Annotated in this window: 13 protein-coding genes and 2 pseudogenes; all 15 read right to left on the bottom strand. The window is 49.3% G+C overall.

All coding sequences use genetic code 11. From position 1 onward, the window contains the following. Positions 1-69: 69 nt before the first annotated feature. Positions 70-1,140: a glycosyltransferase family protein gene (locus GEV37_RS10600; protein WP_227390226.1), complete on the bottom strand. Its 1,071-nt coding sequence runs from the start codon at positions 1,138-1,140 to the stop codon at positions 70-72. Positions 1,141-1,632: 492 nt separating this feature from the next. Beyond that, positions 1,633-3,882 (bottom strand): glycosyltransferase family 2 protein, encoded by a 2,250-nt coding sequence (locus tag GEV37_RS10595; protein ID WP_227390225.1) that lies wholly within the window; start codon positions 3,880-3,882, stop codon positions 1,633-1,635. A 133-nt stretch (positions 3,883-4,015) separates the two neighbouring features. Further along, positions 4,016-5,419, bottom strand: coding sequence for an alginate O-acetyltransferase AlgX-related protein (locus GEV37_RS10590; RefSeq protein ID WP_227390224.1), 1,404 nt, complete (start codon positions 5,417-5,419; stop codon positions 4,016-4,018). Positions 5,420-5,498: 79 nt separating this feature from the next. Beyond that, positions 5,499-8,459 carry a glycosyltransferase gene (locus GEV37_RS10585; RefSeq protein WP_227390223.1) on the bottom strand — a complete coding sequence of 987 codons (2,961 nt, stop codon included), beginning with the start codon at positions 8,457-8,459 and terminating at the stop codon, positions 5,499-5,501. An 82-nt stretch (positions 8,460-8,541) separates the two neighbouring features. Then, positions 8,542-9,708: pseudogene (locus GEV37_RS10580) on the bottom strand (nucleotide sugar dehydrogenase). A 92-nt stretch (positions 9,709-9,800) separates the two neighbouring features. Then, a complete protein-coding gene (locus GEV37_RS10575; protein ID WP_227390222.1) occupies positions 9,801-11,993 on the bottom strand; it encodes a class I SAM-dependent methyltransferase in 2,193 nt (730 codons plus the stop codon). Positions 11,994-12,387: 394 nt separating this feature from the next. Further along, on the bottom strand, positions 12,388-13,554 hold the full coding sequence (locus GEV37_RS10570) for a nucleotide sugar dehydrogenase (RefSeq protein WP_227390221.1): 1,167 nt from the start codon (positions 13,552-13,554) through the stop codon (positions 12,388-12,390). Positions 13,555-13,577: 23 nt separating this feature from the next. Next, complete coding sequence (locus GEV37_RS17100; RefSeq protein WP_386110772.1) at positions 13,578-13,832, bottom strand: polysaccharide lyase; 255 nt, start codon at positions 13,830-13,832, stop codon at positions 13,578-13,580. Between the two features lie 2 nt (positions 13,833-13,834). Further along, the gene (locus GEV37_RS10565) at positions 13,835-14,338 is read right to left on the bottom strand and encodes a polysaccharide lyase (RefSeq protein WP_227390220.1); all 504 of its coding nucleotides are present in this window, start codon (positions 14,336-14,338) and stop codon (positions 13,835-13,837) included. A 235-nt stretch (positions 14,339-14,573) separates the two neighbouring features. After that, entirely contained in the window at positions 14,574-16,076 is a 1,503-nt protein-coding gene (locus tag GEV37_RS10560; protein WP_227390219.1) for an FkbM family methyltransferase, read from the bottom strand. An 821-nt stretch (positions 16,077-16,897) separates the two neighbouring features. Then, positions 16,898-17,452: pseudogene (locus GEV37_RS17095) on the bottom strand (polysaccharide pyruvyl transferase family protein); the annotation flags it as partial. 25 nt (positions 17,453-17,477) lie between these two features. After that, the gene (locus tag GEV37_RS10550) at positions 17,478-18,308 is read right to left on the bottom strand and encodes a glycosyltransferase (RefSeq protein WP_227390217.1); all 831 of its coding nucleotides are present in this window, start codon (positions 18,306-18,308) and stop codon (positions 17,478-17,480) included. A gap of 16 nt (positions 18,309-18,324) precedes the next feature. Further along, positions 18,325-19,170 carry a hypothetical protein gene (locus GEV37_RS10545; protein WP_227390216.1) on the bottom strand — a complete coding sequence of 282 codons (846 nt, stop codon included), beginning with the start codon at positions 19,168-19,170 and terminating at the stop codon, positions 18,325-18,327. 34 nt (positions 19,171-19,204) lie between these two features. Continuing rightward, positions 19,205-21,178, bottom strand: a complete 1,974-nt coding sequence (locus GEV37_RS10540; protein WP_227390215.1) for a glycosyltransferase family 2 protein — start codon at positions 21,176-21,178, stop codon at positions 19,205-19,207. A gap of 47 nt (positions 21,179-21,225) precedes the next feature. Then, the gene (rfbC, locus tag GEV37_RS10535; protein WP_227390214.1) at positions 21,226-21,771 is read right to left on the bottom strand and encodes a dTDP-4-dehydrorhamnose 3,5-epimerase; all 546 of its coding nucleotides are present in this window, start codon (positions 21,769-21,771) and stop codon (positions 21,226-21,228) included. Positions 21,772-21,794 lie beyond the last annotated feature (23 nt).

Below are 21,794 nucleotides of genomic sequence, written 5' to 3'. Positions count from 1 at the left end.
CTCCTTTGCGAACTATGGGCCTGTCCTGTGGCATGAATACTACTATAAACGCTACGTGAAACTCTAAACTTAACCTTGATCATCGAGGCGGTGCGAATGCGGCAGCGCCGCCCAGAACTGGGCGGCCGTGCCGGGCTCGCCGAGTCTTCTGGCATCGTCTGCGGCTTGCGCCGCCATGGCGCCAGCGGACACCGGGTCATCCAGCAGCCGCGTAATGGCGGCCTGCCACTCCCCGGGGGAATCCCCTGCCAGCAAGCCGTTTTCACCGTGACGCACGATGGCCGTATAGGGGTAACGGTCGGAGTAGATGCCCACTCCCCCCATGGCGGCGATATCCAGGAACTTGATGAACGACTTCCCCGCATTGAAGGGGGTTTCCCACAGCGGCGCGAGCCCGATATGAAAGCGATGTTGGCGCTGGTAGGCCTGAAACGCCTCCCAGGGTAGCGGCTTCGGTGTGCGCACGCCGGGAAGCGAAGCAAGCGTGGGCGGTGCATGATCGCCCAGCATGATCTCGAGCTGCATGTCCTGGCGGTGGGTCTGCAGCTCGACCAGCGCGGGCGCGATGTGATCAAGATCTGGCAGGTGCGCACGGGTGCCATGAAACCCCAACTGCCAGGGGGCGTTTTCACTGGGCCCTTGCTCGAAATGGTGACGAGGCGGCAACGGCGCCAGCAGCGGCGGCGTCAGTACGTGCACGCTTGCATGCCTTGGGCGCAGCCGCGCGGCGAGCTGCTCGCTGCAGGCGACCACGGTATCCGCTAATGCCAGGAGCCGAGGCTGCAAATGGGCGATGCGCGCCATGCGGGCACGATACGCCGCAGGCAAGCGCGGGTCGCGGGCGGCGACCTCCAGGTCGTCATCGATCAGATACGTGATCGACCCCAACCGATGCCGTTGGCGCTCCAGCCAAGCCACCCAGGCAAGCGGCAGCGAACGGCAAATGACGAGATGGTGTTCATCCAACCGCCCACGAAGACGCGACCGCTGCCACCACGCCGCCACCGCCACCCGCGACGCCACGATGCGCTGCACGAGATGGCCCTGCCCTTCCAGCAGCGGCGCCGCCGAACCGAGCAAGTAGATATCCTCCGTGGGCCTCGCGCCATCGCTCAATACCGTCCAGTGTTTACTGCTCACTTAGGCTCCCTTCCATCATGGACCTGCGCTTGCTCGAACAAAGACGCCGCCCCCAGCCGCACCGCTGCGCGCTGCCTTTCGCGGGTGCGCCATTCGGCTTACCCGCGCTACGAGTATGTGCACTCCCGTAGCGCGGCGTAACGAGCGCCAGCGAGGCACCCGCGTGGCGGCGACCAGCCGCCCGGATGTGCCTCCGCCACCTGCCGCACCGCTGCGCGCTGCCCTTCGCGGGTGCGCCATTCGGCTTACCCGCGCTACGAGTATGTGCACTCCCGTAGCGCGGCGTATCGAGCGCCAGCGAGGCACCCGCGGTGGCGGCGACCAGCCGCCCGGATGTGCCTTCGCCACCTGACGCACCGCTGCGCGCTGCCTTTCGCGGGTGCGCCGTTCGGCTTACCCGCGCTACGGGGTGTGCATCCATCACCCGTAGCGCGGCGTAACGAGCGACAGCGAGGCACTCGCGTGGCGGCGCTAGCCGCCCTGAATGGGCCGTTAGCGCAGCGAGAAATCCTCGTGCACCAGGGTGAGGTTCGGGTTGTAGGCGGGGTCGCTGTCCAGGAGCTCGCCCCAGGCCTGGCGCATGTAGGCGTATTCGCTGAGCCAGCGGGCGCGTTTTTCAGGGGTGTCGTCGGCCCCGCGGGAAATCGACTCGTGGTGGTAGAGCGCCGCAAAAGGCGTCCAGAGGTTGCGATACCCCGCCTCGCGGACCTTGATGCACAGGTCCACGTCGTTGTAGGCGACGGCCAGGTGAGCCTCGTTGAGCCCGGCGACTTCATCGAACACGGATTTACGCAGCAACAAACAGGCAGCGGTCACGGCGGAAAGGTTCTGAGTGACCTTCAGCCGCCCCATGTAACCATCTTCTTCGCGCTGGAAGAAACGGTGCGCATGACCCGCCATACCGCCCAACCCCAGGATGACGCCGCCGTGCTGCACGGTATCGTTCGGGTAATACAGCTTGGCGCCCACGCAACCGATCTCCGGGCGCGATACCTGCTCGACCATCTCCGTGAGCCAGGTGCCTTCCATCGGCTCGATATCGTTGTTGATCAAGCCGATGATGCTGCCCTTGGCTTGAGCGGCGCCGAAGTTGTTGATGGCGGAGTAGTTGAAGGGATGATCGTAGTGCAGCACGCTCACCCGAGCATCTCGCGCCTCGACCTCACGAAGGTAAGCCAGCGTGCGTGTGCAGGTGCTCTGGTTGTCCAGAATCAAGAGTTCGAAATGGGTGTAGTCGGTGCGCTCGAGCAGCGCATCGACACAGGGGCGCAGAATGTCGACGCCATCGCGCGTGGGTACGAGCAGGCTCACCAACGGCTCGGGCGTGGGCATGGGCCAGCGCACGCGCTGAGTGCCCGGTAGAAGCCCGGCGCTGGCGCGCGCGCCCGCCGAGCACTGGTCCAGGTGTCGCTGAACCAGCCCCACGTAATCGGCCTCCTCCTCACGGGGAACCCCGTGGTAGGCAATATGGGGAACGTGCGCCAGCCAATCAGCCACGAACCCTTGTTGGCGGGCAAGGCTCAATGTCTGGGCGTAGTCGAGCCAATCGGCGTCGTTATCCTGGGGGCCGGCCGCCTCGGGGGAAAGCTGGGTCAGCCGGTCACGCCGATAACAGACGGCACGGCCCATGTAGGGCATCGAGAGCAGAAGGTCCAAGTTATAGGCCGGCTTGAACAGAGGCGAATGGCGCACCCCTTGCTTGTCCAGGCTGTCTTCGTCGGCCACCAGCATTTGGGCCTCGGGGTGATCGCCCGCCATGCTCGCGGCATGGTAGAGCGCACTTTCCGCCAGCCGGTCGCCGGGGCGCACGTACCACACCCAGTCGTGTTCGGCGCGGGAAAGCGCTTCCCGGCGCTTCCCGGCGATACTGGTGGCGCTAGATTCGATCACCTGCAGGAACGCGAGCTCGCGGCGCCACTCGTCGAGCCATTCGCGCAGGCGGGCGTGAGTATCCGTAGAGAGCAGCAGTATGGCCTGTCGCGGCGCCAGCGATTGCTCAGCCAGGCTTGCCAGGCTCTGGTTCAGGCGGGCCTTCAAGGCGGATTCGTCATCACCTACCACCGCACCGACGATCAACACGCTACAGGCGAAGTCGCTCTGGGTCGCGATATCGTGCTCAGAAGGCGCCCGGCGCTGCTCGATCTGGCGAATCCACTGCTGGTAATGGCGCCTTGTCGACATGCTGACGAAGGTGCTGTCGTAGTCTTCCAGCGCAATGGTCTGCCATTTGCGACTTTGCTTACGCGCCTGCTGTTTCAGGCTCGTGACGATGTCGTGCAGCGGCAGATCACGATAATGCTGGTGCATGCTCGTCAACCGCTGGAGCATACGGTTGTAGGCGAACATGGGGGTGAGCCATACGAACTGAAAATGGCGCAAGGTGAAGGTGCCGGCGGCGTTCATCGGCGCGAACGTCACCTTCTTGACCCCGAAGGGCACGTAGATCAGTCGCTTGGTCACCTTGCCACGGCGTACGGGAAAATCGAACGTGATCTGGCGGCGGGTGGACTCCAGCGTCAGCGTCGCGACGATACCGCTGACGCTGCTCTCGCCATCCACCTCGACCATGTTCCAGCCCGGCCATGGAAGCTGCCCTTTCAACTGAAACAGCGGCTCCATGCCCTGAGAGTGCCATACCCCCGCCTCGTCGCCTGGCGCGAGTTGTTGCAATGGCACCAGTGCCTTCGGGCGGCGGTGATGAAGATACCAGGCATGATCGCGTCGAGAAGAGGTCTTGTTCATGAAACTCGTACAGCACCCAACCAGAAGAAAGCGGGCATAGTAACAGTCGCTTCGGCATTCAACATCCTCGCCCGCCGATTTAGGCCTCGAGCGCGCAAGACCACGGCCATCTCATTGAGGTCCGCCGGGCCGATTACCGCCCAACCCAGGCGGCCAGGCCCAGCTGCGCGATCGTCTCGTCGTTTTCATCGACGTCGACCCGCCGCTTGGCGACCAGTTCATGCTCTTCCGGGGTCAATCGCGCGCGTTTTTCATCGATCAGCGCCGTCAGCGATTGCTCGGCGCTGGGTACTTGAACCACGAAACGCGCGTTGGTCTGCACCACGAGAAACGCAGGGCTTACCGCATCGATCAACGCCGGGTCGAGGCTTCCCGCGCTGTGCACGAACACCACCCGCTGAAAAAGGCGGCTCAGGTAGTTGAACGTCGAATAGCTCGAGGAGGAGCCGAAGATCAAGCAGGTACTGGCCACCATCGCCTTGGGGTAGGCAAGGACGACGAGCCGCCCGAAATTCGGCAGGCCGTTATCGAAATGGCGATAGCGGTTGTAGTTGAACGAACGAAGCGCATCGATCTCGCAGGAGCGCTCCGGAGTGAACTTGTTGCCCAGGTCGCCCACCAGCTTGCGCGCCTGGTACTTGTCGGCAGCGAACAGCGACTGCACCGCCGACGTTTCGAACCCCAGGGCGCTTGCCAACGAGCCTATGGCCGTCATGGCGCCGCGCGGTGCCCAATGGGTATCGGTCTGGATGAAGGCGGCATCGTTCAAGGCTTGGAGCTCGGCTACCGGGTAGACGAACTCGGCGACTTCGGGCAGGGCCAGCAACTGGCTGATCGGCCCGCCGGTGCCCTCCTCGCGCGGGTGGTAACGCGGCCCCATCACGCTCTCCTTGGAGGGCGCCACCAGTACCGCTGAACGCGCGCCGACTCCCTCGGCCAGGGCGCGAAACCCGTTCAGATACGCCTGCCAGCCGGCCAGCCCCTGGCGAGTCAGCCGTAACCGACCGCAGTACTGATCGACGCTGCCGTTGGTATCGTTATCCAGAAACAGCCAGCCAGCCTTGCCTTCCAGCACCTTGAGCGTGGGCGCAAGCTGGCCAGGTTCGGGCGCGTTCTCGCTTATCTCGACCTCTTGAAGCAGCCAGCGGTGTTCGCCACACACAAGCCACAGACCAAAATGCCCGATACGCGCCGGCACGGTGAACCGAAACCCGCAACAGCGCTGCGGGTGCGCGTCGGCGGGCTCTTCCAGTACCCGCTCGATGACATCGGGGCGTTCGATCTCGAGGGGATGACAAAGCTCGAAACTCGCCTCCCAGGCGGCCACGATGCGCAGTTCGTCGACCAGATGCAGCTGGTCTGGCTGAAGCAGCACCCAGCCCTGCACGATCCGCCCCGCATCGGTGAAGCGGGACTCTCGAACGGACGATGGGTAGTCCAGCTCCCACCGCATCACCGGCGCTTGCTCCCAAGCCGCATCGCCACCATCCGAAAGATGCTTTTTCAGCCAGCTCTTCAATTCCCGTGCAGTACCCAAACGATGCCTTCCTTTCCGTGTCGCCCTGCTCCATGCGAGCGAACCGTTTCAATCACACCAACCGCGTTCTCGAGCGCCGCTACGCCCAGGGCGCCCCCAGAGTCTCGTACCCTTGGCGTAGCGCTTCTGCGAGCTGCCTGGGGCCAAAGTGCGCCCGGGCACGTTGCCTGCCCGCCTCACCCAAGGCGAGGCACGACCGAGGCGAGCGCGCCAGGTATACAAGATGGTCCGCCACCGCCTCGGCCTTCCCGAATGGTACGAGGTAGCCGGTTTGCTCTTCGACGACGAGCTCTGGCAAGGCGCCCCAGGCGTAGGCCACCACCGGGCGCGCAGCGGCCATGGCCTCCAGCACCGTGCGCCCAAAAGACTCCTGGAAGTGCGAGAGGTTCACCACGGTATGCACAGCCGCCAGCGCCTCAGCGGGGGTATCCACATAGCCCATGTCGTGCAGGTTGGCCGGGGGCGAATCTGCCAGAACGCGCTCGAGCGCCGCACTGCGCGGGCCATAAAGCTCCAGGCGAATGGAGGGCGCGCGATGCTCGAGCAGGCGCGCCACCCGCACGAGATCGTCGAGCCCCTTTTTCGGCAGGTTGCTGCTCAGCATCCCCACTCGAAACGCCTGGCCAGGCCCCGGCACGCACGGCGGCAATGCCAGTAGCGGCGCCATGTCGATGGTATTGGGAACGACACGCACGCAAGGTGCCGCCGGCCCGCCGAACGCCTGGGCGACCACCCTGGAGTTGGCGATGATCAAATCGCTCACCACATGGGTACGGGCAAAGAGCTGCGCAGGTGTTGCGCCCAGCGTCTGGCACAGCGCGGCATCGAAGGCGGGTAGCTCGCGAACGTGCGTGATGGCGGGCACCTTGGCTTCGCGCGCGGCGGCCAGGGGCTCGTCCAACACCAGGGTATTGGCATGCACGGCATCGACATTGAGACGTTCGATCAGCCGGCGAACGTGGGCGGTGGTAGCCGGGTGGCACGCCTTGCCCTGCTGCCACCATCCGTAAGGCACCACCGCCAGCGCCTTGCAGCGCGCTTTCAGTGTCGCTTCGTAGGCCGCATTACCGGCTTCCGGCAGCAGCACGACGACGTTCCACGCCAAGGTGTTCATGGCGTCCAGCACGTCGAGCAGGCTGCGTTCGGCACCGAACAGCGTATGCCCTGCCTGATGAGCGCACAGCAGCACCGTCGGCCGCTCGGCGTGAGCGCGCTCGCCCGGCCAGACCGGCAAGGCGTCGTGGTGCGTGGCCTGTCCTTTTTCCAACGCGTGCAGGTAATGCGCCCAGGCCGCCTGCCCGCTGGTAGACAACGCCTCTTCATAGCGACGCGCGTACCCCGTGGTGGAAAAATCCGGGCCCGGGTCGCGCCCTTCGCTCGCCCCTACGGCAAGAAAATGTTCGAAGGGCTCGATCATGGCCGACTGAAGATCGATATAGCGCTCCACGTACCAGCCGGGATCGAACAGCGAGGACGCGCGCAGACGCTCTTCATCGGTGAGCGCATCTGAAAGCGGCGCTTGCGGTGCGCGCACCATGGCTACTGGCGCCTGAAAAGGGCGTATGCTCGGATGTTTGGAAAGGTAAAGATCGGCGGGAGCGCTGGCCTTTGCGTGCCATTGCCGGGCCGCCGCCATGTAGTGGTAGCGCATACCCGTAAACTGTGACGTCAAGTGCGATGCGCTTTGCTGGCTCAAGGAATCACCACTGGCGCGACCGATGGCCAGCGGCACGCCGGGTAGCGCCTCCACCAGGCTGCCCGGGCCGAACGCCGCCTCGAGCCGCTCGCGGTATTCGGTATCGGCATTCACCCGGACCTCGTCCCAGAACCCCAGCGTCTCGAGAACGCCCCGGCGAATCATCAACGACGAAATGTTCGGGTAGACCCAGCCATACTCGTCCAGCCGCCAGCGGTGGAACAAGAGCGCAGGCGTGGCACGCACCCAGTGGGAAAGCGAGGCCTGGGCGCCGGGGTTGTTTTCCAGTGCCGCTACCTGGTGGTAAAGCTTTTCCGGGTGGGACCAGTCGTCGCTGTCGTGAACGGTGATGAACGCGCCGGTGGCCTGGGCCGCCCCGGTGTTGCGGGCGGCGTAGGCGCCCTGGTTGATCTCATGGCGCAGCACTACCAGCATCACGTGGGCAGGGCAGTCAACCTGCCAGCGCTCGAGGACAGCAACGGAGCCATCTGTACTGGCATCGTCTACCGCCAGAATCTCGAGGCGAACGCCGCGTTGGGCAAACAGGCCACGGAGTACGGTGCCTAGCGCGGCCTCGGCGTTGTAGACCGGTACGATGACCGAGACCAGCGCTTGGGCGACCGGCGTACTGTCCGGTTCAGCGGCACTAGCGGCCAGGTTATCCAAGCCGAGGGGCAACGCGGAATCGAACGGGGTCAATGTCATCAAGCCCCGGCGCGCGTAAAAACGGTTCAGCGCCTGCAGCGCATCGTTTCGTGTACCCCATGCATTGGCCTGGGCGAGCGCGGTATCTGCCGTATCCGGGAAGGCGCGCTGCAAGAACGCCAGCGCTTGATCGAGCAGGCCTGGGTGCCCCGCTTCCCAGGCATCACGTGATAGACGACAACCGGCCTCCACAAGCAGCAAGGCGGCGTTGGGCGTGAGCGGCACCCCGCCTTCGATCAGTACGCCTTGGGGCGTGAGTATCGAGATGACCTCGCCCCACTGCTCTTTCCAGCGGTACCAGCGTGCCAAAGCCAGGCGCGCGGTGAAGCGTTCCTCATCACTGGCTTCATCGCTTTCTACCAACGCACGCAAACGCGGCAGCACGACGTGTTCGCCGCCGCGCCACAGCGCGTGGTCCCACTCCTGGGCGCGGTTACGCCGAGGCAAGCGATACTCGAACTGCCCGTGGTGCCAATAGTGCTGCCAGGGGTCTAGCCCGGCGGCGGCCACATCCGGGTATTGGGCCAGGTACCACTCGGGATCGAAGCCTTTTCGGGCCTCTCGCTCGCTCGCTTTTGCATTGGAAATGGGTGTTTTTCCCCGGTTGCGCCAGGCGCGAATCACTGTTGCCCACATCATCAAGAGCGCCGTAAGCATGAAAAAGGGCCTTCATGAAGGCCCTTTTGTGGTTCAGGGTAGCCGGCCATGAGTGCCAGGCCGCTCAATCGTTACCAAACAAATCACGGGTGTAAACCTTGCCAGCCACGTATTCAAGCTCCTTGGCCATGCGATTAGTCAAGATGACATCGGCTAGGGCCTTGAAGCTTTCGAGGTCCTCGATCACCTTGGAGTGGAAGAATTCATCTGCCTGAAGGGTCGGCTCGTAAACGATGACCTCGATGCCCTTTCCTTTCAAACGCTTCATGATCCCCTGCATAGCACTGGCACGGAAGTTGTCCGAGCCGGTTTTCATAATCAGGCGGTACACACCGACCACGTTCGGGTCACGTTCGAGCACGGATTCCGCGATGAAGTCCTTACGCGTGCGATTGGCCTCAACGATCGCCTGAATTATGTTATTGGGCAAGTCTTCGTAGTTGGCCAGCAGTTGCTTGGTATCCTTAGGCAAGCAGTAACCGCCGTAAGCGAAGCTTGTGTTGTTGTAATGCTTGCCGATACGCGGGTCGAGCCCTACCCTTGAATGATCTGACGGGCATCCAGGCCATGGATCTGGACGTAAGTATCCAGTTCGTTGAAATAAGCGACTCATATGGCAAGGTAGGTGTTGGCAAACAGCTTGATTGCTTCCGCCTCGGTGCTGTTGGTCAGCAGTACCTCGACATCCTGTTTGAGCGCGCCCTGCTTCAAGAGCTCAGCGAAGGTTTAAGCACGCGCTGAGCACTCGCCTACGACGATGCGCGAGGGGTACAAGTTATCGTGAAGCGCCTTACCCTCACGCAGGAACTCCGGAGAAGAAAATCAGGTCGGGGGAATTAAAACGTTAGGCGGTTTCCTGCGTATAGCCCACGGGAACGGTCGATTTGATGGCCATGACCGCTTCCGGATTCACCTCCATCACTTTTTCAATGACGGCTTCCACGCTGCGCGTGTTGAAATAGTTGGATTTTGGGTCATAGTCGGTTGGGGTGGCGATGATCACATACTGGGCATCCCGATAGGCGACTTCGGCTTCCAATTTAGCCGTGAAGCGCAGGTCCTCACGTGCGAGAAAGGGGGATATTTCCGTATCTTCGATTGGCGACACGCTCTTGTTCAGCATCTCGACCTTTTCAGAAACCATATCGGCCGCTACGACGTCATGATGCTGGGCCACCAACATGGCATTGGAAAGGCCCGCATACCCGGTACCAGCTAGTACAATTTGCATCCTTAATTTACTCCACCTAATTGTTCACTTAATTTCTAACAATGATGATAGAGCTAGGTACAGCCATTTCCAACACTGACACGCAGCTATAGTCACTTATTATTTGCTTTTACGCGACGTAACTCTTTTTCACCAAACTTAAGAAAATGTACTAAAGGGTTCATACCGCTTTCACGTACATCTGAGTGTTGGGCCAAATAGTAAGCTGAGTCAAAGCTCGGACTTGGATTACGCCCCTCAAATCCTCCCATTAGCAAATAATGGCGAGCAGGATTAACCGACATTCGCGCATCGGCGGCAACATCTGGGTATTGAACCAAATACCACTCTGCATCAAACCAAGAGCTCGCCCTTATCATAGAGATTTGGTGTTTGAGCGCTCTTTTAGATAAGGGAAGAGCTTTATCAGCAGAAGAGGTCTGTACGTAATGATCTCGCTGAGTTTCATTCTGCTCTAGTAGTTCAGTCAGCACAGCGATTTCATGAAAGCGCTCCTCTAGTGCCTCTCGAACCTCTTTTTCATGCACCGATAACGTTTGACATTCCTTCTTATACTGTATGGCCCGCTGCTCAGCGTTTATACGGCCTTTTTCTGCTTCACCAAGAGCACGCTTCATTTCCTGGTGCATATGTGTTAACTGACTAACTTTACTCTTATCAGTTTCCACCAGCCTTTGTTGCGCAGCCTTCGCTGCCTCCAACTCTTTTTCCAATTGGTTGCGTTGCGTTTCGTTATACTCCAGTAATTCGGTCAGTACTGCGATCTCCTGAAAGCGCTCATCCACTGCCTTTAATGCCTCGTTCTCACGTACCGTAGACGCTTGTAATTGAGAAGTCATGGCTGATAATTTCTGTTCATATTGCGCTACCTGTTGTTCAGCAGCAGCCCAGCTTTGTTCAGCGTTATCAAGAACACGTTCAGTATCCTGCTGCTTAAGAGTTAGCTGGCTAATCTCATTAACACACTCTTCATTCGCTCCTTTCTGCTTTTCCAGTTGCTGAGTTAGCTCTTGTACTCGTTTATCACGCTCACCTAATGTCTGAACATATCCATCAAGGAGTTGATTAAGTCGAGCAAATTCTTTAGTATTTACTTGCTCTACATATGTCAGATCACTCGTTAATTTCAGAACCTGTTCTTCACGCGCCTGGATAGTTGAACGAAGTACCTTTAGTTCATCCTGCTTCTGCTCATACTGGCCTTTTAACTTGAATGCTTCTCGTACCTCATTCTCATTTTGTCTTAAGGCTAAAACCTCTTCACGCTGTCGGATTTCACGTTGTTCTGCTTGTTGGCGCTGGTGCCTTAACTCCTGTTTAAGCTCAGCATTTAACTCCTCAAGTGAACTAATACGTTCAGCTAAGCGACCACGCTCATGAGCCGCTTGAAATTCTTGCTGCGCCATGCTCGCTTGCAGCTTTTCGTGCTCCTTATTTAGCTGCAACAGTTGTTCTGCTTGTTGACTTATTTTTTGCTTTCGCTTGTTAAGCTCACCTGACTGCTCACTGACCTTAGCTTCCAAGCGCTGCACCTGTACTCGCTGTTGGCGAGACGTTACTTTATCCTGGCAACCACGACCCAGACGAGCAAAGACATCTTGTACTACCTGAGTAGAGGCATCGGACTCCAATGCCCCCAGCAAGTTTTGCAGCAAAGTGGGCAACTGCTCACCCACCGCAATAATCCCCAGACCGCCGGCATGATGAAATTCAAAATAAGGATAACGCGACTTAATAGCCTCAAATGCTCGAAACACCAGGCACCCAGGGTCACGACAAGCAATACCCGGTACCACCACAACCCCTTGAGAGGAAAGCCTGGATAACCAGCGCTCAAGCAAGTAATCCACACTATCATCACTCGCTTCAACGTGTAGCAATAGCAAGTCAACCGAGCCTTCTGCAAACTGCTCAACCGCCCGTGTAGCAGTGGTGGAAAGTGGCTGGCTTATCGATGCAAAATGCTCAGTGGCATACTCCTTGTCATATACTTTTTCAAGTTGGCCATCTGGTAGGACTGTATAACAGCGAGCGTTCAAGCGAAGCTTCACTACTGCCTGGCAAAGCGCAAAATGTGCAACACGATCGCTCCCTAACTCTACCGTATTTTGTGGGCGCAACGCTTCAATTAACCAAAATAGAAATGGAAGATGCTCTAACCAAGAAGAAGATCCTCGATAATCAGGCTGCCAAAACATCGCCCCCTGAGCTAATGTATTAATAGAAGGCTTGATAGCAAGCTCTGAATCAGAGCGTGAAGTTATCGAATGCTGTTGCTGGCTCACAATATATTCCTATCACGTAATTAAGTAGGCAACAAAATATCAGTACGACCCAGATGATAGATGCTGTAAAGATAAAAAGAGAATTCAAGCTCTTCAGATGTAAAAAACGCTTTGTGGCACTGCCAATATATTAGCGTACAGAAACCTTGTCAGCAAAGAGAAGAGAGCTTTAGACTACCAAGAGCAATAAAAATCAAGACCCCCTAGGCAAGAGCAAACAACCACGCCCCATATACCGTGTACCTGCTGAAAGCTTAAGCAACTCCACTTTACGGCAATACACGAAAAACAAGTTTCTGTACAATCATATAAATTTATTATTTAATATAAGTTACACTGAAAATTACTAGTTGAAGGCTATATCTACAGCGCAATATAAACAGTGCATCAAAGTTTAATCGCTACCAAACAAGTCGCGTGTATACACTTTCTCAGCCACATCCTGCAATTCTTCTACCATACGGTTCGCCAAAATCACGTCGGCCTTCTGCTTAAATGCAGCAAAATCACGTATGACTTTTGAGTGAAAAAACTCTTCCGCTTCTAATGCAGGTTCATACACCACTACTTCAATACCCTTTGCTTTTAAACGTTTCATTACCCCCTGCATAGCACTGGCACGAAAATTATCTGAACCGGTCTTCATGATCAAACGATAAACACCCACCACTGAGGGATTACGGCGTAACACAGATTCAGAGATAAAGTCTTTACGGGTACGGTTGGCCTCAACAATAGCCTGAATCATATTGTTAGGCACATCCTGATAGTTAGCCAACAGCTGTTTGGTGTCCTTAGGTAAGCAGTAGCCGCCGTAACCAAAGCTAGGGTTGTTATAGTGCTTGCCAATACGCGGGTCCAGCCCCACTCCTTCAATAATTTGCTTGGCATCGAGCCCATGTGTTTCTGCGTAGGTATCCAGCTCGTTGAAGTAGGCTACCCTCATCGCCAGGTAGGTATTAGCAAACAGCTTAATGGCTTCTGCTTCAGTGCTGTTGGTAAGCAGTACTTCTACATCTTGCTTAACGGCCCCCTGCTTAAGCAATTCTGCAAAAGTAGCCGCGCGATCTGAGCATTCGCCCACAATAATCCGCGAAGGGTAAAGGTTGTCGTGTAGGGCCTTCCCTTCACGCAAAAACTCAGGAGAAAAAAGCAAATTCTGAGTACCAAGTTGCTCAGATATTTCCTGTGTGTAGCCAACAGGGACAGTGGATTTAATGACCATTACCGCATCAGGATTAATCTCAATAACCTTACTGATAACAGCTTCAACGCTTTTAGTGTTAAAGTAATTGGTTTCTGGATCGTAATCCGTTGGCGTAGCGATAATAACAAAAGCAGCCCCTTGATAAGCAGCTTTAGCATCCAATGTTGCTGTAAAGTTTAGGTCTTCCCTAGCCAGAAACGCTGAAATTTCTGCATCTCCAATAGGCGATACCCGGTTATTCAGCATATCCACTTTCTCAGCCACAATATCCACTGCGACTATTTCATGATGTTGTGATAATAACATTGCGTTTGAAAGGCCTACATAGCCAGTACCAGCAACAGCAATTTTCATCCTACAATCTCTCCATTTAATAATTACAACGATGACAAAAGCTTAATATCATCAAAGTAAGCGCAGTCTGTTTTATAACTGCCATCCTTACTACGAGGAGCCCACTCAGGGCTACTTCCACCGTGAAACGTATTAAACAAAAACCGCTGTATATAACTCGCAGGTGTAATGCGGTTACGAAAGCGCAACGACTCGTGTTCAATCACCAACTCATCATCAACCCATACCACCATACTTCCATTACTCTCAGAAGCTGGATCATTCAAAAAAACGCGCATTTTTATATGATGGTATTGCCCTGGTTGGAAAGCAAAGTCTTAAGCCACTTCCCTATCACCAAAACGCCCACCATATCCTGATGATACACGTAGGTTTTCACCCCTCCATCTCGGCGGAACATCAATCGGGCGCTCCACCCCTTCGCCGTAATCTCATTCCCACCCGTCACCGGACTAGCATGCCCCAAGCCATGTAGCTTACCACCACGGGCGAAATCAAACTCTTCACAAAAACGAACCCAGAACGCAAGTTCATATTGCTCAGCAGGTAGAATACGGGGGGGTTTTGACCACCCTGCGACTACCACGTTCGTAGCCTTCGTAATCAACCTGAATTTCTGTCGAGCCTTCACGCCCCTTCCTGAGGATGGGTGAACCAGTGGGTGGGCAAGCAGGGCTTCACCTTGAGTAGACAGTGAGGAACTGTCGAAATTTTCATCAATAACCGTAGTAAACGTTGAGGCATATCCCAAGGCTGCCAAATCAAAACAGCAAGAATAAAGCATGCGACTAACCCTGCCTCTGCTTTACGCACATTACTCATATCACCACGCTATAATTAACACTTTACTCATATGTAAATATAACCCGTAACTTTTTAAATCAGCAGCGATAGGCCACCGCTTGCACACTTACTAAAGCCAGATTAAAATCTTATCAATGGCTTAAGGATCCTTCTTACCCCCCCCTCCTTCTTGATGATTCAACATAATACATCGTTGTTTTAAATACCCTCTCTCTCTATTTTTTTAATTTAGCCAAACCATTTTCATTAGAAAAAAACTCAAGATCAAGCGAGTATTTCTTTGCCCATTCATCAGCTATTAACTTTTCATCACTTCGATCAGTATCATCAAGCCATACTTCAGCAGAAGGACTTAACTTATCAAATAATACAGGCAAGGCTGGGTAGCGAGCGTAAGGACATAAACTTCCATGAGGCCCATCAACAACCAGAAAGTCTATATTACTTATTCCTGAAAAATCATCTGGATGATGCCATTTCAGCAACTTTTTATTTTTAGCAACAGCTTCTCTCTGCACAGAGCCAAGATGTTCTCCATCCCACTCAACTAAAGGAGAGACGTTCAATTCACACCAAACAGATAAATGCTCTCTTTTAAGGCGGTTCTGTGTGCCACTACTAAAATTTTGTGAGTGGTCAAATACAATCATTTTACCAATTCCATTTTGTCTCAAGGCATCCGCAGCTACTAATGCTGTTGCCTCACCACCAATTAATACCACCAAACGTGGTTTCTCTTGTCGAATATATTCATGTACTGCTAATAACGCATCAGGAGCCATTTCACGCCCTTCCAAGTAAGGCAGCCTACCCCGTATATGCAATGCATTAACTAACCAATGAAAACTTTCCAACCGTCTATAATTTTTATTCAATTGCTTAGCAATAGCTGACTTAGACACCAAAACACTTGTCTCATGTAATATAGGCTCACCCTTTATTCCATTTTCATGGGAAGCACCAGCATTTACTACGACTGACCGTTCAGCATATTTTTTTTTAGTCGCTTTATAAGGATACTCTGCAGCAAAGCGTTCACTAAAAAAAGCCATATTTATGCGCCGTAGAAAAGGCGAGTCATCAATCCACTCATGCTTTTGTTCATAAATACGAAACAAACGGTACCCATACTTATTAAGTGCATCTTCTATTTTACGATAATATGTCTGCTGTACTCCGTTTGGGTTTAACCCAGCCTCTATATATACAACATCAATTTTTTTTGAAGTTAGCAGCTCCCGCCCGCCTTCAATAACCTCGAGTTCATAGCCCTCGACATCAATTTTCAGCAGAGATATTTTCTCTCTTTTATTATCATTCAAAAAATCTCTCAGAAAATCATCTAACCTAACCGAATCAACTTCAAAGTACGATTTATCACTAGCTTTAGACTTTGAAACTTTAGGATCCATTACTTCTACAATTTTGGACATCGTGTCTGCATCTTTCATTTTTACACGAGCCGCTCTATCACCTACAGCTAAATTAATCGTTTTTACAACAGTAGTTTCCGGCAAAGACTCTACTACATTTTTAAGTTTCTTAAATGAAACAGGATTTGGTTCGAACAAGTATGCATCAGTTATTGTCACACCTGTATTAAGAACATCTTTAAACACATCACCTTTATGTGCTCCCACATCAATAACACATATTTCTTTATCCATAAAGAAAGGAATAATGTCATCTAAGAAATCTTTTATCGACGTGTTAGCCACATAGCCCCCATAGTAGTTATAATATTAAATGAATCGTTTTAGGTCTTCTAGACATCAGTAAGGACTTTAAAACTCAGCTAATGGTGGCAAGCTATCAAGCTGCACTATTACTACACCACTGCTCAACACCCTTACTTTAACATCGGAAAAAACATTTAACATTAACATAATCAATTCATAAAATTATATCAATCAAGGTAAAAATTTAAATACTCTTTACCGAACAAGATCCTACCATTTGGCCGGATGACGAATGAATCCCCTACCGGCATATTCTTTGTCACTCTAAATCCATCAACATTATATACTCTAACACCTTTAGGTGGCTGTTTTCCAAAATTCAAAGTTGCAAATACAAAATTATGTTTTTTATCCATTATGTTTGTTATTTTTTCTAACTTACCGATATTGTAGCTATGACCAAAATTCACAAATGTATAATACGGATACGAGAAAAAAGAATTCGCGATAGCAAACCCCTCTTTAACCTTTCTTTCTAGCATCTCTATCTCATTCTTATTTGTATTTTCATTTAAAATAGAATCTTTATAAGGAAAGTTATTTACTCTTAAATCAAAAAATTCACTATGGTTATGAGAAATTTTATAGTTATCTTGCAACCCTGTAACCAATTCTTTATGTGGGAAAGCATCTATAAGATCTTGCCTGGAAATAATGCTTGAATGTAGACGGGACATTTTAAGCATATCAGAGAAAGGAACTTCAAAAGATACAGGATTTTTTTGGGGATTTAGAGTTGTACTGAACCAGTCTTCAAATTTAAATTTCCAGTTCTCATCGAACTTATCAGAGATCCACAAATTAGGAATTCCAAGTGCTTCTGAAAAAATCAATCCATGTAAGCTTTGAGATAACACGCACTCAGATTGAGCTATAATTTTTAAAATAGATATATCGCTTGTCATCATATTAAGAACGACAATATCTTTATTCCTTCTTAGCTTTTTAAAGAATGGAGAATCAATCGAAGCATGATGCGGGATCACACATGCTTTATATTTTTTTGAATAGTTCCATTCTTCAACATCTAATATATTTTTAGCAAAAACACCAGGATCTCCCAATGGGACGTCTGGAATCTTATAACCTAAATCCATTAATAACTCAGCTGTCTTCTTTCCTCTTAATGCATGTATATTTTTAGGATTGATCTTGGGAAGGTTATTTTTCTTGTTTATTATACCACTTCCCCATATATGGGATGATAGACTAGCATCAAAAAAAATACTTCCTATTCCTAGTAGATGGGGGGTATCTTTTTTATTTGAAAAAACAGGAACCACCTCACCTTTAGTCACATACTCAATTACATATGGGTTAATTGAGTCACCTAAATTTCTAATTTTATTATACATTCTGAATGGAATTAATTTTAGCATCTTAAAGCATCTCGCTTTTTAGTAAATTTAGGGGAAATTTTTTAGCTATTCTATTTATAGCAACATTGTTATTTTTTGCCGAATTTTTTATATAGAATTTTTCTGCCGTGTCTTGATTTTTATAGCACATCCTAATATAGCCATTTATTGTTTCATCAATAATTAATGGATAAAATTTATCAACAATCGTATGGTTTCCAATTTCATAAACATTTACTTGGTCAGTAAAATATTTATCTTCATTAATTCTTGAATTAATAAAAGCCATCCCTTGTGCATTCTTTGGATAGTTAATACTTATAGCAGAAATAAATGCTTGTTGATCAAAATCAAATAAAGTTGCATAGCCTCGAGAATGGCTAATAACATGACCTACAAAACTTCTCTCCATATACTTAGAAACACTTGCTATAAATTTAGGATGCAAGGCATCATCATCATCCAGCCTTATTGATGCAAAAATCTCACCCACTTTAACTTCCTTGGAAATAAAATTATTGATCACATCATAAAGATCTTCCTCAGGTTCGATGTAAATGATTTTAGAGCGCTGAAGCTCAGATAGGGTACTTTCAAGCTTTATTCTTTCTTCATTAGGAAGATGCTTAGAAGTTAAAACAATATAGTAAAAATCAACACTCTCAGGAATATTTTTTTGATATAGAATACTAGGTATAGTTAACTCTTTAAAAAAAAAGGAATGTTGTTGCATTCTTTCAGAGCTGAAAAGTTTTTCTCTATATTGGTCAAAATCATTATCTTTAGAGAGCGCCCAAGCCTTAGTCTTCAACAAAACGCTATAGCGGGTAAAAATGAATATTTTTTTAGTCATGAACTCGTCACCTTAACTAGTCTCTTTCAATTAAATCCATTAGTTTTTCGAAGACTTCAATAGACTCACCTTTACCATGTCCGCCTTCAAGATTGAAATAAAGCTCTGTAAGCTGACTATCATCAAAACCAATTTCTCTTTCTAATAATCTAATTTTTTTAACAAAAGGTTTACAATGTTTTTCATAATGATGTTTATCCTTCTTATTTTGCAAAAAGAATATTTTTTTACCGAGATATCTTTCAAAATCACTCATCAAATTCAACTTATTACTAAACAGCTCGAATACTTCATCCACTGAATATCCTTCATAACATACCTTTACAAATTCAGTCACTTTACCTGAGTGATATTCTTTAATATTAATTTGTGGGTTAATAGTTATAGCATTTCCATCTTCAATAAAATTTAGCATTCTGAGAGCAGCATGGCCACCACCACTAGACCCATAAAAAAATACATCTTTAAATAGTATATTCTTATCATCGCATATATTCTCAACCACTTTAGAGATATTTTCCAAGGGGTCATAGTCTGTGGTGCCTGCATACCAAGCAAGGCTAAGAGTTTTGCTTAGATGAAGTGTCGGATCAGAAAAAAATACACATGAGCCAGGAAATTTACTGGCCCAGCTCCAGCGCTGATAGACAGGGAGGTCAAATTTTTCTCTTAATGCATCACCCGAAAAAAAAACAAATAACTTATTAGATTTTTCATTTGGCCACCATAAGAACTCATGTTTGAACCCATCTTTATAAAAATGGTATTGTGCTGGAACATCAGCCAACCGTGAAAACTTATACTCATCGCTAATTAAGCCACTAATTGCTTTTCCTGACGTTTTACTCGCTAAATTTTCCATATAGGCAACCTTTCTTGAGTTTATAAATCAAAAATTACTCACTATCAGCAGTCTGATAGATTTCTTCCAAAAGCTCGTCCAAACTAATTGAGGAAGACGAATTAGAATTATTTTTTTTATTAAAAAAACTAATTTTCATTTTTTTATTTACAAAAATAGGAAGTGCATCCAACATGTGTTTAACAGCTTCTTCATCAACTATAACTAGCTCTTCAACTTCAACCATCTCACCTGCACATATTGCATTTATACCGAGCTTTAACATGCTAAAATATCCATCATGCAGGTTTTCTACTATTTTATTAGTGTCTGGCCAATGGAACATAGCAGATTGACTACGATTCTCGCTACTAGCACTAATCAGGTATTTGAACAAAGCCTGACTACAATCCTTTTTAGAAAAATCAGCAATGTACAATTTTTTTATTTTAATTATATCTGAAGTTCTATCTAACATCCTAGTAGGAGCAAAAAACTTTCGTTCACTATTTTGTATTAGTTTTAAAGAATTAGCATTTTTATGCCACCACATACAAGCTTCTCTATAGGTGTGTCTTAACCCAAAGTGGATTGTCTTAACATGTGTGGCTTTAGTTCTTGTTAGAGAGGTTTCATCATCTAATGAAAAAGAAAAAGGAACCGTTTTTTTAATTTTTTTAATTGCCCATGTGCCAAATGCTTTTTCAGCCCGCCAAATAAACTCTGTATCTCCACCAACTAACACTCTGTCCCAAGATCCTAATTTTTCCATTAGCTCTTTTCTAAACAAAAAAGACGAATGACTCCAATGTACGAGCTCACTATTTAATCTCCAATTTTGAGTAAACACTAAATTTTCAAGAGCTCGCACCCAGTAAGTAATAACACCTTTCTTTTTACTATTTTCTTGTAGGTATTTAACTTGAACTTCAATTTTTTGAGGATGTGACCAATCATCACTATCGTGTGTGGTAATATAGTCACCAGAGGCTATCTTTAACCCTGAATTCCTTGCCACATATGCACCACCGTTCTTCTCTTGTAATATTGGAATTACTCTGTTATCTTTCTCACTCCATTCTTTTAATTTCTCAAAAGTATTATCTGTACTGCGATCATCAACTGCAATGATTTCAATATTTTGCCATGTCTGCTCCAATAGCCCTCTGATTGCTACATCGATATATTCTTCCGCATTATATATAGGCATTATTATGCTGACTTTTTCAGAATTGCTTATTGCATGCTCAGGACTATGAGCTGTAATATTACCCATAGATAATGGTTTTTCTTCTTCAATTTTTCTTATTTTTAGAAAACCACTTTCTTCAAATATACGATTAATATAATCTATCCTTAACTCATCATCATTTCCAACTGTATTAGTAAATGCTAAAAGTGCATCAGAGTCATTCGGCTTTTTAGCCAAATATCTTTCCAGCTCAGCTCTAGCCTTAATTTTATCATTAAGTTTTAAATAACAAAACGTGAAAAGCATCACAAATCTTTTTTGATATGAAACTTCTTCATCTATCTCTCTAACTTTAAAAGCAATCTCTAGCGCCGCTTTATACTCATCAATAAAGAAAAACCATCTCGAAGCATGCCAAGCAGCAAAAGTTCTTTCACGCAGTGTATATTCTTCCGAATTATAAATCTTTTGAAGTTCAAATAAGGAATTTCTAGAATGCCCCCCCCATAAATGTGCAACTATTCTATCCTTTATTTCAGCTTCTTTATCACTGGAGGCATCTCGATTAATTTTTCTATTCTCATGAATTCCATACTTAATATAATGCAAAAGTGGATTTTTACCTGAGCTTTTAATATCGGGGTACGAATCTAAATAATATCTAGTATCAAATCTTCGGCATGGATTCCTTCCCATTCGCCACCCATATTTTAAATAGTGAAGAATAGGATCCATTCCAACACTAGCGACATCGGGATACACTTCTAGGTACCATTTGGCATTAATCAATTTTGACTTTTTAACTGTTCGATATGTGTCTTTATCTATGTCAAACATGGCTTTTCTCTTAGGTGTATGTCATAAAACGTATAGATCCATATGTTTTATTTTAATACATTCATATACTCAGCATTGCTATCCTTCTCCGATAACATTGGGGCGCCATCTAGATTTTCTACCCTCCAGTCAATAGATAAACCTGGATCATTCCACTTAATTGCTCTTTCCTGACTGGGGGAATAATATTCAGTAGTCTTATATACGACCTCGGCAATTTTACTCAAAACTAAAAACCCATGAGCAAACCCTTCAGGTATCCATAATTGTCGGTAATTATCTGAAGATAAAATTTCACTTACCCACTTCCCAAAGGTTGGTGATTCTTTGCGAATATCTACTGCTACATCCAGTATCTCACCCGAAACTACTCTCACTAACTTGCCTTGCGGCTTTTTTTCTTGATAATGTAATCCACGCAAAACACCCTTTACAGATCTTGAATGGTTGTCCTGAACAAATGTGCGCTTTATGCCCGTCGCCTCTTCGAATACTTTTTGATTGAAGCTTTCCATAAAAAAGCCTCGTTCATCTTCAAACTTTTTAGGCTTTAATAGCATTACATCAGGTATTGCGAGTTTTTCGCACTGCATAAAACATTCCTATTAACTGCCAA

The organism is Vreelandella malpeensis, assembly GCF_020622355.1.
Lineage (GTDB): Bacteria > Pseudomonadota > Gammaproteobacteria > Pseudomonadales > Halomonadaceae > Vreelandella > Vreelandella malpeensis.
Note: the sequence above shows the minus strand (reverse complement) of the source record. Positions and strands in the feature narration are given on the sequence as shown.